The sequence below is a fragment of the Pseudomonas sp. 05N431 genome, from assembly GCF_056397005.1.
In genome coordinates, this window is record NZ_JBFTMN010000033.1 from 1 (window position 1) to 12916 (window position 12916).

A 12916-nucleotide genomic window follows, 5' to 3' on the forward strand; every position below is an offset into this window, starting at 1 on the left:
TGATCTTGATCCACCCGCCCCTTCGGGAGGCCGAGTGGAGGTGTTCATCAGGGGGTGGGCGCGCAGCGCCGTACGGCGCAGCCGGACACATCGAGAGGAGGTCGTCGCGCAGCAGACCGTAGGCGATGCCCCCTGATGGACACCGGAGCGAGGGGACGCCGAGCCTAGGCGAGGTGCCGTACGCTTGGGGCGAGACCTTTGGTTACTTTGGGGCGTTTGCCAAAGTGACACGCTGTAAGAGCGGAACCGTAAGTGGCCGTTACCGCAGAAATGGATATGTACACCTGCGAGAGATTGGTCGGCTGTCAGGCCGCCATCGCGGGCAAGCCCGACTCCCACAATGGATTGGTGTACATCCGCAAGCGATAGGTCGGCTGTCAGGCCGCCTTCGCGAGCAAGCTCGGCTCCCACAGTTTTGATTGGTGTACATCTGTGGGAGATGAGTCGGCTGTCAGGCCGCCAAGATCAAAAGATCGCAGCCTGCGGCAGCTCTACGGGATTGGGTATTCCGTGGAACTGCCGCAGGTTGCGATCTTTTGCGTCGAATCAGACGCGTGAAGCAAACAGCGCCTGATGCTGGCGGCATTGTTCGGCGCTGAGCATGAACACTCCGTGACCGCCGCGCTCGAACTCCAGCCAGGCGAAATCGACTTCCGGGTACAACGCCTCGACGTGTACCTGGCTGTTGCCGACTTCAACGATCAGCAAGCCCTTCTCGGTCAGGTGATCTGCCGCTTCGGCGAGCATGCGCCGTACCAGGTTCAAACCATCGTCGCCGCAGGCCAGGCCCAGCTCGGGCTCGTGCTGGTATTCGTCCGGCATGTCGGCAAAATCTTCGGCGTCCACATACGGCGGATTGGACACGATCAAGTCGAAACGCTGCCCTGGCAAACCGTCGAAGCCATCACCCTGAACGGTGTACACGCGCTCATCGACGCCATGGCGCTCGATGTTCTGATTGGCCACTTCCAGCGCTTCGAAAGACAGATCCGCCAACACCACTTCAGCGTTCTGGAACTCGTAGGCGCAGGCTATGCCGATGCAACCGGAACCGGTGCACAGGTCGAGAATCCGCGCAGGCTCAGCGCCCAGCCACGGCGCAAACCGTTTTTCGATCAGTTCGCCAATCGGTGAGCGCGGAATCAATACACGCTCGTCAACGATGAACGACATCCCGCAGAACCATGCCTCACCCAACAGGTAAGCCGTCGGGATGCGCTCCTCGATTCGACGTTTGAGCAAGCGCTGCAGGTTTACCAGTTCGTCGTCTTCAAGACGGCAGTCCAGGTAGCTGTCGGCGATTTCCCACGGCAGGTGCAACGCGCCCAACACCAGTTGACGGGCTTCGTCCCAGGCGTTGTCGGTCCCATGGCCGAAAAACAGATCCTCCCCATGAAAACGGCTGACAGCCCAACGAATGTGGTCGCGCAAGGTGCGCAGGCGGGAAGTGATCACGGGGCAAACTCCTGAAAAAACGACTGGCGATTCTAACAGCCTAAACCCGCCCCGACGACGCAAGAAAGATCACCGGACGAATGTAGGATTGATCCTGATTTTCAGCTTTTGATTGAACATCTGCTCAGCTCTTGACAGGCTGCAGGCCAGCAACGACGGTGCCTACGATGGTAGCGATTCACAGAAGCGCTCAGCCAGAGGACAATGTCGCAAAAGCCCCACTCGAAGGAGCCCCAGAATGTCCGTTCCAAAAACGATGTTTCAACTCAGCGGTCGTGGTTATGCGCCGGCCAATCTGGCCCACGCGACGCTGGTGATCATCGATGCCCAGAAAGAGTACTTAAGCGGCCCATTGGCCCTTTCCGGCATGGACGCCGCTGTCGACAATATCAAGCAATTGCTCGCGGCTGCCCGCAAGGCGGGTCGGCCGATCGTCCATGTTCGCCACCTCGGCACCGTCGGTGGCCTGTTCGACCCACAAGGCGAACGCGGTGAGTTCATCCCCGGCCTTGAGCCGCTGGCTGACGAAACCATCATTGGCAAATTGCTGCCCAGCGCTTTCCACGGCACCCCACTGGAAAAACGCCTGCAAGACCTCGGCTCGCTGGACCTGATCGTCTGCGGTTTCATGAGTCACTCCAGCGTCAGCACCACCGTGCGCGCCGCGAAAAACCTGGGCTTTCGCTGCACCCTGGTCGAAGATGCCTGCGCCACGCGGGACCTGCCATTCAAAGGCGGAGTGCTGAGCGCCGAGCATGTCCAGCAAACCGAAATGGCGATCATGGCCGACAACTTCGCGACCCTCGCCCAGACTCAGGACCTGATCTGATCGAGCGCTTGATGAGCGGCCAACGCAGCCGCTCATCCGCAAAAGCCTCTCATTCCCTGCAATTGCCTTAGCCTCAGGAACCACCCGGTCAACTCCCGGTCGAAGGGCCGATACCCATTGAGGAAGGTCGGAATGAAGAAATCCGATGGTTTTGACGCTCGCCGCTTGCGGCCCAAAGGCCCACGTAACTGGCGTTATCGTTTTGGCGCGGCATTTTCCGCGCTGCTGGCAACCCTCGGCGTGTTGCTGGCGCTGGCGGGTGTTGCCAGCCTGTTGGGCCACCCGCCGGCGCTCGGCGAGTTGAACGCCAGCCCGGCCGGCGCGGCGGTGGTCCTGGCGATTGGCCTGTTGCTGCTGTATGGCGGTGTTGCGTTGTGGCGTCGCTGCCGCCGCCGGATGCGCCAACCGCGCGAGCTGAACCTGGCTCCGCATTTGATGAAAAAACATGACTGAGTGGCGCGCGTTGCGTTTTGACGCGCCCGATTCACCTCGACTTGGGTAAACTGGCCGCCCTTCGCGGAGGCTGACATGCAAGACGACGATTTTTCCCTGTTCAAAAGCGCGATCCAAGGCGTCAAGCCGATCAAGCACGATCGCGCTGAAACCGGCAAACCCAAGGCTGACCGCGCGCACATCGCCAAGCTGCGTCAGGCCGCCACCGTGCGCACCGATGCCACCACCGTTGACGGTCTGTCCGATCAGTTCGTGATCGATGTCGGCCCGGAAGACGAGTTGATGTGGGCGCGTGACGGCGTTCAGGAAAGCCAGATGCGCAAGCTGAAGATCGGGCAGATCCCGTTCGAAGGCAGCCTCGACCTGCACGGCATGACCGTCGAAAAAGCCCGCGAGACGCTGTGGGCTTTTCTCGCCGAAGCAACTAAATTCGAAATCCGCTGCGTGCGCGTGACTCATGGCAAGGCTGTACGCCTGGACGGCAAGCGGCCGATGATCAAAAGTCACGTCAACACGTGGCTGCGTCAGCATCCGCAGGTGCTTGGCTTCACCTCGTGCCAGGCCCGACACGGCGGTGCCGGAGCGGTTTATGTGATGCTCAAACGGACCATGATGGAAGGTCGCGACGAGTAAAGCTGATGCGCTACGCTTGCAGCGCCGTGTCCGCCACCGTACCCTTGCCCTTTGCGTAAAATCCCACAGGTAGTTTCATGTCTCTGGAACAGAATTACACGGCGATCCTCGGCCAGCTTGGCGAAGACGCCACCCGCGAAGGTCTGCTCGACACGCCAAAACGTGCCGCCAAAGCCATGCAGTACCTTTGCCGCGGTTATGAGCAGACGCTCGAAGAAGTCACCAACGGTGCCTTGTTCAGCTCCGACAACAGCGAAATGGTGCTGGTCAAGAACATCGAGCTCTACTCGTTGTGCGAACACCACTTGCTGCCATTCATCGGCAAGGCCCACGTTGCCTATATCCCGAGTGGCAAGGTGCTGGGCCTGTCGAAAGTCGCGCGGATCGTCGATATGTACGCCCGCCGCCTGCAGATCCAGGAAAACCTCAGCCGGCAGATCGCCGAAGCGGTCCAGCAAGTGACTGGCGCCCTGGGCGTGGCGGTGGTGATCGAAGCCCAGCACATGTGCATGATGATGCGCGGTGTAGAGAAACAGAACTCGTCGATGATCACCTCGGTGATGCTCGGTGAGTTCCGCGAAAACGCGGCGACCCGCAGCGAGTTTCTCAGCCTGATCAAGTAATCTGCTGCACGAAGAAAACCGGCATTCATCGCCGGTTTTTTTTCGCCTGTGAAAAATCAGGTAAGCTGCGCGCCTTTCTTCATTCGCCCGTGAGGCTTATACCGTGTTAGTAAAAGCGCTTCGTGTCGGCCTCGGCCAGCTGATCATCTTCATCGATTTCCTCACCCGCCCGAGCAAAAAGAAGCGCCCCGCCGCCGCTCAGGCCCAGGTCGAAAACGCAGCGAAAGGCCTGACGCTGTATCAGTTTCACGCCTGCCCGTTCTGCGTGAAAACCCGCCGCACCCTGCGCCGCCTGAATGTGCCGGTGGCTTTGCGTGATGCAAAGAACAACGAACAGGATCGTCAGACCCTGCTTGAGCAAGGCGGCAAGATCAAGGTGCCGTGCCTACGTATCGAAGAGAATGGCCAGACCACCTGGATGTATGAATCCAAGGTGATCATTGATTATCTGGACAAGCGATTTGCTGCAGCCTGATGGGTTTGTGGTGTTCTGACGGGCGCCATCGCGAGCAAGCTCGCTCCCACAGTGGTTTTGTGGTGTGGATGGGATTTGGGTTTAAAACAAATCCCAGTGTGGGAGCGAGCTTGCTCGCGATGAGGCCCGCACAGCTACCACAAATCCCAGACAAAAATAAACCGGCTTATTCGCCGGTTTATTTGTTTTTGGCTTTCCCTCACGCAGCCAGAGCAGCCTGTGCCTGACGCACCACCCCAGCCAATCGTTTAAGCCCTTCGTCCAGCCGCGCCGGATCGATGTGGCTGAAGTTCAGCCGCAGATGCCCCGGATTGTTGTCCGGTTCAGAGAAGAACGGCTCCCCCGGCATGAAGGCCACGTCCTGCGCCAACGCCTCGTTCAGCAAGGTCCGGGTGTCCAATGGCTGCTTCAGGGTCAGCCAGAAAAACAGCCCGCCTTGCGGCACATTCCACTCGGCCAGATCGGAAAAATGAGTTTCCAGTGCCAACTGAAAGGCGTCACGCCGAACCCGGTAGAAGTCCCGCAGTTCACTCAGGTGATCACGAAACTTCTCGGTGCCGATCCATTGCAACGCTTGCCATTGGCCGACACGGTTGGTGTGCAGATCAGCCGACTGCTTGAGTCGCAGCAGGTGCGGAAACAGGTCCGGGCTGGCGATCAGATAGCCAACACGCAACCCTGGCAGCAAGGTCTTGGACACGGTGCCGGTGTAGATCCAGCTGGCCTTCTTCAAGCGACTGACTATCGGCGTGGCGCTGCCGCCATCAAAGGTCAGCTCACGGTAGGGTTCGTCCTCAATCAAGGTCACGCCAAACTCATCGAGCAACGCCGCCACCGCATCGCGCTTGGCTTCGCTGTAGCGCACTGCCGAGGGATTCTGGAACGTCGGGATCAGGTAGATGAACGCCGGGTGATGTTTTTCCAGGCGCGCACGCAGCTCATTCAGGTTCGGGCCGTCAGCCTCCAGTGGCACGGTCAGGCAGTCAGCGCCGAACAGCTGGAAGATTTGCAGCGCGGCCAGATAGGTCGGCGCTTCGAGCATGATCTCGGTGCCTTTGTCGATGTACAGCTTGGCCGCCAGATCAAGGGTTTGCTGGGAGCCGCTGACCACCAACACCTGACTCGCCTCGCACGGCACACCCAAGGCCCGGGCCTCAGCCGCCAGCGCTTCACGTAATGCCGGTTCGCCTTCGCTCATGCCGTATTGGCCCATGGACAATGGCATGTCAGCCCACTCGACCTTCGGCAGCATGGCTTCGGCAGGCAGGCCACCGGCAAACGACATCACTTCCGGGCGCTGAGCCGCGGCAAGGATTTCACGGATCAAAGAACTTTTAAGGCGCGAGACACGTTCGGAAAAAGCCATGGAGGTCACCGGTAGCGAAGGCCAAGGGAATTAAGTCAAACTACTTGACCGAAATTACGACAGCGCGAGCAGATACGTCAATATGCTTGACCTTAAAAACCAGACCACCCAGCAAGCCGCCATGGAAGCGTTCTTCTTCGGCTACCAGGCCTTCACCGCCAAAGCCGACGAAATGCTTGAGCGCCGAGGTTTGAGCCGCGTGCATCAACGCATCGTGTTTTTCATCGCCCGCTACCCGGCCCTGAGCGTCAAGGAATTGCTCGCGCTACTCGGGGTGAGCAAACAGGCGCTGAACATTCCGCTGCGCCAGTTGGTGGAGATGCACCTGGTGGACAGCGTGGCGTCAGCGACCGACAAGCGTAAACGCCTGCTGGAACTGACCGTCGACGGCGCGCGGTTCGAGGAGTCGCTGCGACGTGAGCAAGTGAAATTGCTTGAGCGGGTGTTTGCCGAGGCTGGCGAGGCGGCGGTGGATGGTTGGTTAGCGGTGAATAAGGCACTGGGGCAATACCGCTAAACCACGCTTTCGTAGCAGCTGGCGAAGCCTGCGTCCGGCTGCGAAGCAGTCGTAGGGTTCCTCCCGATAAACCGCAGAGGTGGATTTTACGACCGCTGCGCGCTCGAACGCAGGCTTCGCCAGCTGCTACGGAACAGCCCTATCCCCCTGCATATAGCTTTCCCTCCAATCTTTTCGTCTACAAAATCAAAAACATTATTTGCTTTATTTGTATACAAAAGCATAATCCGTTTCGTGCGAGTTCCTGACCAAGCGGTCAACAAATTCGCAAGTACCTCAAAGAGCCGCTGCCCACCTCATGTGTCCGGCTCTGGAAATAACAATAAAACTCTTGAGGAGTACTCGCTGTGGAAAGCCGCAAATCCGAAGCCTCGACGCTGGAACTCTCGCCGCCGTTACGCAATGGCTGGCTGGAGCGCATTTTTAAACTCAGCTTGCATGGCACCACGGTGAAGACCGAGTTGATCGCAGGTATTACCACTTTCATCACCATGGCCTACATCATCTTCGTCAACCCCAACATCATGGCGGACGCCGGGATCGACCACGGCGCTGCCTTCGTCGCGACCTGCATCGCCGCTGCACTCGGTTGCCTGTTGATGGGTCTGTACGCCAACTGGCCCGTCGGCCTCGCGCCAGGCATGGGCTTGAACGCCTTCTTTACCTACACCGTAGTCGGCACCATGGGCTACCACTGGGAAGCTGCGCTGGGCGCGGTGTTCATTTCCGGTGTGTTGTTCATGTTCCTGACGCTGTCGCGCGTACGGGAATGGCTGCTCAACAGTATTCCGGTGAGCTTGCGCTTCGCCATGGGCGCAGGCGTTGGCTTGTTCCTGGGGATCATCGGCCTGAAAACCGCCGGCATCATCGTCGCCAGCCCGGCCACGCTGATCAAGCTGGGCAATCTGCGTGACCCTGGTCCGCTGTTGGCCGCCGTCTGCTTCCTGATGATTGCAGTACTCAGTTACCACCGCGTGTTCGGTGCAATCCTGATCAGCATCATCGCCGTGACTCTCGCCGGTTGGGGTCTGGGCCTGGTGCACTACAGCGGCATCATGTCGACACCGCCGAGCCTGGCACCGACCTGGATGGCCATGGACATCGCCGGCGTGTTCAACATCAGCATGATCAGCGTGGTGCTGGCGTTCCTCTTCGTGCACATGTTCGACACCGCCGGCACCCTGATGGGCGTAGCGCAACGGGCGGGCCTGGTCGGTGACGACGGAAAGATCGAAAACCTCTCCCGCGCGTTGAAAGCCGACAGTGCGTCGAGCGTGTTCGGGGCGATGGTCGGTGTACCGCCGGTTACCAGTTATGTGGAAAGTGCCGCTGGTGTAGCCGCCGGTGGTCGTACCGGTCTTACCGCAGTGACCGTAGGTGTGCTATTTATTGCCGCGATGTTCTTCGCGCCGCTGGCTGGCATGATCCCCGCGTACGCCACCGCCGGTGCGCTGATCTACGTGGCCATGCTGATGATGAGCGGCCTGGAGCACATCAAGTGGAGTGAAGCCACCGACAGTATTCCGGCGATCGTCACGGCCATCATGATGCCGCTGACCTTCTCGGTTGCCGACGGTATCGCGCTGGGCTTTATCACCTATGTGGTGCTGAAGGCCGGTACGGGTAAACACAAGGAAATTTCCATCAGTCTTTGGGTGCTCTGCGCGATCTTTATCGCCAAGTTCATTTTCTTGTAAGCGTTACGCAGTACGCGTTTCAAACCAGCCTCACCCTGTTGGGTGGGGCTTTTGCACATAGGGAGGAAAGTGATGAGTCTGGAAACCTGGCTGCTGTTCAGCGGCGCTGCACTGGTGGTGATCCTGATCCCGGGGCCACTGTCGTTGCTGATGATCAGCAACAGTCTGAATTACGGTCTGCGGCGTTCTTACCCGGCGTTTCTTGGCGGCGTATTTGCCTCGATCTGCCTGCTCAGTGCTTCGGCATTGGGTCTGGGCGCCCTGCTGCTGGCTTCGGAGCAACTCTTCAGTGCGCTGAAGATTGTTGGCGCGCTGTACCTGTTCTACCTCGCCTGGCAAAGCTGGCAACAATCGCGGCAGCCATCGACCGGCGCCGAAGTGCCCCAGGCCGCGCCGATACCGCGCTTTCGTGCACTGTTCGGGCGCGCGTTCGTTCTGGGTGCCAGCAACCCGAAAGACATTCTGTTCTTCGCCGCCTTTCTACCGCAGTTCTTGAGCGCACAGCAGCCCTTTTTGCCGCAGTTACTGATCATGATCGTCACCTGGACCGTGCTGGATCTGTGCTGCAAGCTGGCTTACGGCCTCGGCGCACATGGTGCAGCGCGGTACCTGCGCAGCGGCAAGGGCCAGAGCTGGTTCAACCGGATCAGCGCCGGATTGTTCAGTGGCGCGGGAGCTGCATCCTTGTTGAGCCGCTAAGAGCATCGCGAGCAAGCTCGCTCCCACATTGGATTATGACGCTCACAAAACCTGTGGGAGCGAGCTTGCTCGCGATGGCGTCGGCACAGGCACCACATTTCTCAAGACGAAAAAAAGCCCGCAGTGTGAGCGGGCGAAAGACCAAAGAAGCTATATGCGCAGTCGCTTCTGAGAAAGATAGCTGGGGGAAAGTCCTAGCTTCCTCTGTAGGTCGAATAGCTGTAGGGCGAAATCAACAACGGCACATGGTAGTGATCCTGCTCTGCCGAGATGCCGAAGCGCAGCACCACCACATCCAGAAAGGCCGGTTCCGGCAGCTGCACACCACGCGCGCGGTAGTAATCGCCAGCATGAAACTGCAACTGATAGACCCCGGAACGGTAGTCATCACCTTGCAACAAGGGCGCGTCGCAACGGCCGTCGCTGTTGGTCAGTGCACTGGCGACCAATTCCAGCTGCGAGCCCTCAACGCGGTACAACTCGACCTTGATCGAGCTGCCCGGGCAACCGTGTGCTGCGTCCAAAACGTGTGTAGTCAAACGTCCCATTGATTCTGCGCGCCTGCCTGCGTTTGCAGCAGTCAGGCCTCGCGCCTCCCGGAGTCAGTTAAAAAGGAGACCGCACCTTTTCGGAGCACGAAAAGCGGCGGCGAGCGACTGATTAAGACACTTTTCATAAAAATTGTACACAATAAAAACGACATTTTTACCCTCACCCCCGCCATCCATGGTTTCTCGGCAAATCTGACGCTGAACCATAAGATCAGAGGACCTTCCATCCATTAGCTGACCACTCAGGCAGGTTTCTTGCTACACACTGAAAAGATGACAGTTGATGAAAAATGCAAAAAATCAGGCTTACAAAGTGAATATAAAGTTGTATACAATCAGCCCATCGCTGTGACGCCAGCCTGTCACCTCACCTTCAGGCCGCCACACACCCCTTATCGCGAATAAGCAACCCGAATAAGAAGGAAGACTGCAGTGAGCGCTGACTACCCACGCGACCTGATCGGTTACGGCAGTAACCCTCCCCACCCACACTGGCCGGGCAATGCCCGCATCGCGTTGTCCTTCGTGCTCAATTACGAGGAAGGCGGCGAGCGCAACATCTTGCACGGCGATAAAGAGTCGGAAGCCTTCCTCTCGGAAATGGTCTCGGCGCAACCGCTGCAAGGTGAGCGCAACATGAGCATGGAGTCGCTGTACGAGTATGGCAGCCGTGCCGGCGTCTGGCGGATCCTCAAGCTGTTCAAGGAATTCGACATCCCGCTGACCATCTTCGCCGTGGCGATGGCCGCCCAACGCCACCCGGACGTGATCCGCGCGATGGTTCAAGCCGGCCACGAGATTTGCAGCCATGGCTATCGCTGGATCGACTACCAGTACATGGACGAAGCGCAAGAACGCGAGCACATGCTCGAAGCGATCCGCATCCTCACCGAAATCAGCGGCGAGCGCCCGCTGGGCTGGTACACCGGCCGTACCGGGCCGAACACCCGTCGGCTGGTGATGGAGGAAGGCGGCTTCCTGTACGACTGCGATACCTACGACGACGACCTGCCGTACTGGGAACCGAATAACCCGACCGGCAAACCGCACCTGGTGATCCCTTACACCCTGGACACCAACGACATGCGCTTCACCCAGGTTCAGGGTTTCAACAAGGGCGACGATTTCTACCAGTACCTCAAGGACGCGTTCGACGTGCTTTACGCCGAAGGTGCCGAATCGCCGAAAATGCTCTCCATCGGTTTGCACTGCCGCCTGATCGGTCGCCCTGCCCGCCTGGCTGCACTCAAGCGGTTTATCGAATACGCGAAAAGCCATGAGCAGGTCTGGTTCAGCCGCCGAGTCGACATCGCCCGCCACTGGCACGAAACCCACCCGTACCAAGGGGCTTCGAAATGACTGCTTTCCAGACCCTGAAGCCTTCGACCTTGAGCCGCGACGCTTTCGTCAACGCCTTCGCCGACATCTACGAACATTCGCCATGGGTCGCCGAAAAAGCCTTCGACCTGGGCCAGGACGCGGCGATCGACGAGATTGAAACCCTGCACCAGCGCATGAGCGATATCCTGCTCTGTGCCGATCACGCCAGCCAGCTGGCCTTGATCAACGCTCACCCGGACCTGGCCGGCAAAGCTGCCGTCCAGGGCCAACTGACCGAAGCCAGTACCAACGAGCAAGCTGGCGCCGGCATTCACCAATGCACGAGCGAAGAGTTCCAGCGCTTCACCGAGTTGAACGACGCCTACAAAGCCAAGTTCAAGTTTCCCTTCATCATGGCGGTAAAAGGCAGCAACCGGCATCAGATCCTCGCAGCGTTCGAAACGCGCATTCACAACTCGGCAGACACCGAATTCAAATGCGCGCTGGCGGAGATCAACAAGATCGCCCTGTTCCGATTACTGACTCTTTAGCGAACCTGGCCCGGACGTGAATGAACGTGAAAAACGCCCAGGGCCCTGCAAGCATCCCAAGCCACTTTAATTAAAGGCAGACAAGAAGAATGAAAGCTTACGCCGTACCTTTCGAGAAATTCGTCAACCTGGCCGACGCCCGCCTGGGCACCAAAATCATCTCGGTCACCGATGACTGGTTCGCTGATGCCAACCGCCTGTTCCAGCCGACCCCGGCCGTGTGGAAAGAAGGCGTGTTCGATGACAACGGCAAGTGGATGGATGGCTGGGAATCGCGCCGCAAGCGCTTCGAAGGCTACGACAGCGCGGTGATCCGCCTCGGTGTGCCGGGCTCGATCAAGGGCGTGGACATCGACACCTCATTCTTCACCGGCAACTTCCCGCCGTCTGCCTCCCTGGAAGCCTGCTTCGTGGCCTCCGGCGAGCCGACTGAAAGCACTCAGTGGGTTGAAGTGCTGTCGGCCGTCGAGCTGCAAGGCAACAGCCACCACTACCACGAAATCAACAACGACCAGGCCTTCAGCCACCTGCGCTTCAACATCTACCCGGACGGCGGTGTCGCTCGTCTGCGCGTGTACGGCATTCCGTACCGCGACTGGTCGGCGGTTGGCGACAACGAACAAATTGACCTGGCCGCAGCCCTGAACGGCGGTCGCGCCCTGGCCTGCTCCGACGAACACTTCGGTCGCATGAGCAACATCCTCAACCCGGGCCGCGGCATCAACATGGGTGATGGCTGGGAAACCGCCCGTCGTCGCACTCCGGGCAATGACTGGGTGATCGTCGCGTTGGGCCATGCCGGTGAAGTCGAGAAAGTCATCGTCGACACCCTGCACTTCAAGGGTAACTACCCGGACACCTGCTCGATCCAGGGCGCGTTCGTCAAAGGCGGCACCGACAGCCAGATCGAAACCCAATCGCTGTTCTGGCGCGAACTGCTGCCAGCGCAGAAACTGGAAATGCACGCCGAACACACCTTCGCCGAGCAGATCAAGGCCCTGGGCCCGATCACCCACATCCGCCTGAACGTGTTCCCGGACGGTGGCGTGAGCCGCTTGCGTGTATTGGGCAAGGTCGCGAAATAAGCGCTGAGGCCAATCGCGAGCAAGCTCGCTCCCACATTTGACCGCGTACCCCTGTGGGAGCGAGCTTGCTCGCGATAGCAATAGAACAGACAACAACGAATTCAAGGTAAGAAGACCAGCATGCGCACATTGACGATTGAACCGCTGACCAAAGAAGCCTTCGCCCCTTTCGGTGACGTGATCGAAACCGATGGCAGCGATCACTTCATGATCAACAACGGTTCGACCATGCGCTTTCACAAACTGGCGACGGTGGAAACCGCCACGCCAGAGGACAAGGCGATCATCAGCATCTTCCGCGCCGACGCGCAGGACATGCCGCTGACCGTCTGCATGCTGGAGCGCCATCCGCTGGGCAGCCAGGCTTTCATTCCGCTGCTCGGCAACCCCTTTCTGATCGTGGTCGCGCCACTTGGCGATGAACCTGTATCAGGCTTGGTCCGCGCCTTCGTCACCAACGGCAGGCAGGGCATTAATTACCATCGCGGCGTTTGGCACCACCCGGTGCTGACGATCGAAAAGCGGGATGACTTCCTGGTGGTTGATCGCAGTGGCACAGGCAATAACTGCGATGAGCATTTTTTCAAAGAGGATGAGCGTTTGATCCTCGCCCCCCACCAATAAGAGAAGGTCTGATCACTCGACAACAAGAGTGACAGGCG

The 12916-nt window shown here is 59.0% G+C and carries 15 protein-coding genes; 12 read left to right on the plus strand and 3 right to left on the minus strand.

The window, feature by feature from the left end; translation table 11 throughout:
• Positions 1-546 precede the first annotated feature (546 nt).
• Positions 547-1455, minus strand: coding sequence for a 50S ribosomal protein L3 N(5)-glutamine methyltransferase (gene prmB / locus AC1DIG_RS28660; protein WP_477770028.1), 909 nt, complete (start codon positions 1453-1455; stop codon positions 547-549).
• 238 nt (positions 1456-1693) lie between these two features.
• Here prmB and AC1DIG_RS28665 point away from each other — a divergent pair, with 238 nt between their 5' ends.
• From AC1DIG_RS28665 to AC1DIG_RS28685, 5 genes are all read left to right on the plus strand, one after another.
• The gene (locus tag AC1DIG_RS28665) at positions 1694-2284 is read left to right on the plus strand and encodes a cysteine hydrolase family protein (protein ID WP_477770029.1); all 591 of its coding nucleotides are present in this window, start codon (positions 1694-1696) and stop codon (positions 2282-2284) included.
• Positions 2285-2416: 132 nt separating this feature from the next.
• Positions 2417-2737, plus strand: coding sequence for a hypothetical protein (locus AC1DIG_RS28670; RefSeq protein WP_477770030.1), 321 nt, complete (start codon positions 2417-2419; stop codon positions 2735-2737).
• Between the two features lie 75 nt (positions 2738-2812).
• Positions 2813-3370, plus strand: a complete 558-nt coding sequence (locus AC1DIG_RS28675) for a Smr/MutS family protein (protein ID WP_477770031.1) — start codon at positions 2813-2815, stop codon at positions 3368-3370.
• A gap of 77 nt (positions 3371-3447) precedes the next feature.
• Positions 3448-3993, plus strand: a complete 546-nt coding sequence (folE, locus tag AC1DIG_RS28680) for a GTP cyclohydrolase I FolE (protein WP_019693029.1) — start codon at positions 3448-3450, stop codon at positions 3991-3993.
• 103 nt (positions 3994-4096) lie between these two features.
• Positions 4097-4468: a glutathione S-transferase N-terminal domain-containing protein gene (locus tag AC1DIG_RS28685; protein WP_123580334.1), complete on the plus strand. Its 372-nt coding sequence runs from the start codon at positions 4097-4099 to the stop codon at positions 4466-4468.
• 199 nt (positions 4469-4667) lie between these two features.
• Here the strand turns inward: AC1DIG_RS28685 and AC1DIG_RS28690 are convergent, their stop codons facing one another.
• A complete protein-coding gene (locus tag AC1DIG_RS28690; protein WP_477770032.1) occupies positions 4668-5834 on the minus strand; it encodes an aminotransferase-like domain-containing protein in 1167 nt (388 codons plus the stop codon).
• An 82-nt stretch (positions 5835-5916) separates the two neighbouring features.
• Here AC1DIG_RS28690 and AC1DIG_RS28695 point away from each other — a divergent pair, with 82 nt between their 5' ends.
• The 3 genes from AC1DIG_RS28695 (at position 5917) to AC1DIG_RS28705 (ending at position 8747) form a co-directional block, all read left to right on the plus strand.
• On the plus strand, positions 5917-6351 hold the full coding sequence (locus AC1DIG_RS28695; protein WP_477770033.1) for a MarR family winged helix-turn-helix transcriptional regulator: 435 nt from the start codon (positions 5917-5919) through the stop codon (positions 6349-6351).
• 347 nt (positions 6352-6698) lie between these two features.
• Complete coding sequence (locus tag AC1DIG_RS28700) at positions 6699-8048, plus strand: NCS2 family permease (protein ID WP_477770034.1); 1350 nt, start codon at positions 6699-6701, stop codon at positions 8046-8048.
• A gap of 72 nt (positions 8049-8120) precedes the next feature.
• On the plus strand, positions 8121-8747 hold the full coding sequence (locus AC1DIG_RS28705) for a LysE family translocator (protein ID WP_477770035.1): 627 nt from the start codon (positions 8121-8123) through the stop codon (positions 8745-8747).
• A 194-nt stretch (positions 8748-8941) separates the two neighbouring features.
• On the opposite strand, the gene uraH is transcribed toward AC1DIG_RS28705, so the two are convergent.
• Positions 8942-9295: a hydroxyisourate hydrolase gene (uraH, locus tag AC1DIG_RS28710; RefSeq protein ID WP_095078352.1), complete on the minus strand. Its 354-nt coding sequence runs from the start codon at positions 9293-9295 to the stop codon at positions 8942-8944.
• Between the two features lie 435 nt (positions 9296-9730).
• Between uraH and puuE the strand changes: the two genes are divergently transcribed.
• The 4 genes from puuE to AC1DIG_RS28730 all read left to right on the plus strand — a co-directional run bounded on the left by puuE (position 9731) and on the right by AC1DIG_RS28730 (position 12878).
• The gene (gene puuE, locus AC1DIG_RS28715; RefSeq protein ID WP_019693037.1) at positions 9731-10657 is read left to right on the plus strand and encodes an allantoinase PuuE; all 927 of its coding nucleotides are present in this window, start codon (positions 9731-9733) and stop codon (positions 10655-10657) included.
• Entirely contained in the window at positions 10654-11169 is a 516-nt protein-coding gene (gene uraD / locus AC1DIG_RS28720; RefSeq protein ID WP_427532236.1) for a 2-oxo-4-hydroxy-4-carboxy-5-ureidoimidazoline decarboxylase, read from the plus strand. Before puuE ends, uraD begins: the two co-directional genes overlap by 4 nt.
• An 89-nt stretch (positions 11170-11258) precedes the next feature.
• Positions 11259-12254, plus strand: a complete 996-nt coding sequence (alc, locus tag AC1DIG_RS28725) for an allantoicase (RefSeq protein WP_477770036.1) — start codon at positions 11259-11261, stop codon at positions 12252-12254.
• A 120-nt stretch (positions 12255-12374) separates the two neighbouring features.
• On the plus strand, positions 12375-12878 hold the full coding sequence (locus tag AC1DIG_RS28730; RefSeq protein ID WP_007898831.1) for an ureidoglycolate lyase: 504 nt from the start codon (positions 12375-12377) through the stop codon (positions 12876-12878).
• Positions 12879-12916 lie beyond the last annotated feature (38 nt).

Bases quoted from the DNA above. Each gene is read 5' to 3' on its own strand.
- AC1DIG_RS28665 (WP_477770029.1), top strand. From the start codon at position 1,694: ATGTCCGTTCCAAAAACGATGTTTCAACTCAGCGGTCGTGGTTATGCG.
- AC1DIG_RS28670 (WP_477770030.1), top strand. From the start codon at position 2,417: ATGAAGAAATCCGATGGTTTTGACGCTCGCCGCTTGCGGCCCAAAGGC.
- AC1DIG_RS28675 (WP_477770031.1), top strand. From the start codon at position 2,813: ATGCAAGACGACGATTTTTCCCTGTTCAAAAGCGCGATCCAAGGCGTC.
- folE (WP_019693029.1), top strand. From the start codon at position 3,448: ATGTCTCTGGAACAGAATTACACGGCGATCCTCGGCCAGCTTGGCGAA.
- AC1DIG_RS28690 (WP_477770032.1), bottom strand. From the start codon at position 5,834: ATGGCTTTTTCCGAACGTGTCTCGCGCCTTAAAAGTTCTTTGATCCGT.
- AC1DIG_RS28695 (WP_477770033.1), top strand. From the start codon at position 5,917: ATGCTTGACCTTAAAAACCAGACCACCCAGCAAGCCGCCATGGAAGCG.
- AC1DIG_RS28705 (WP_477770035.1), top strand. From the start codon at position 8,121: ATGAGTCTGGAAACCTGGCTGCTGTTCAGCGGCGCTGCACTGGTGGTG.
- uraH (WP_095078352.1), bottom strand. From the start codon at position 9,295: ATGGGACGTTTGACTACACACGTTTTGGACGCAGCACACGGTTGCCCG.
- uraD (WP_427532236.1), top strand. From the start codon at position 10,654: ATGACTGCTTTCCAGACCCTGAAGCCTTCGACCTTGAGCCGCGACGCT.
- alc (WP_477770036.1), top strand. From the start codon at position 11,259: ATGAAAGCTTACGCCGTACCTTTCGAGAAATTCGTCAACCTGGCCGAC.
- AC1DIG_RS28730 (WP_007898831.1), top strand. From the start codon at position 12,375: ATGCGCACATTGACGATTGAACCGCTGACCAAAGAAGCCTTCGCCCCT.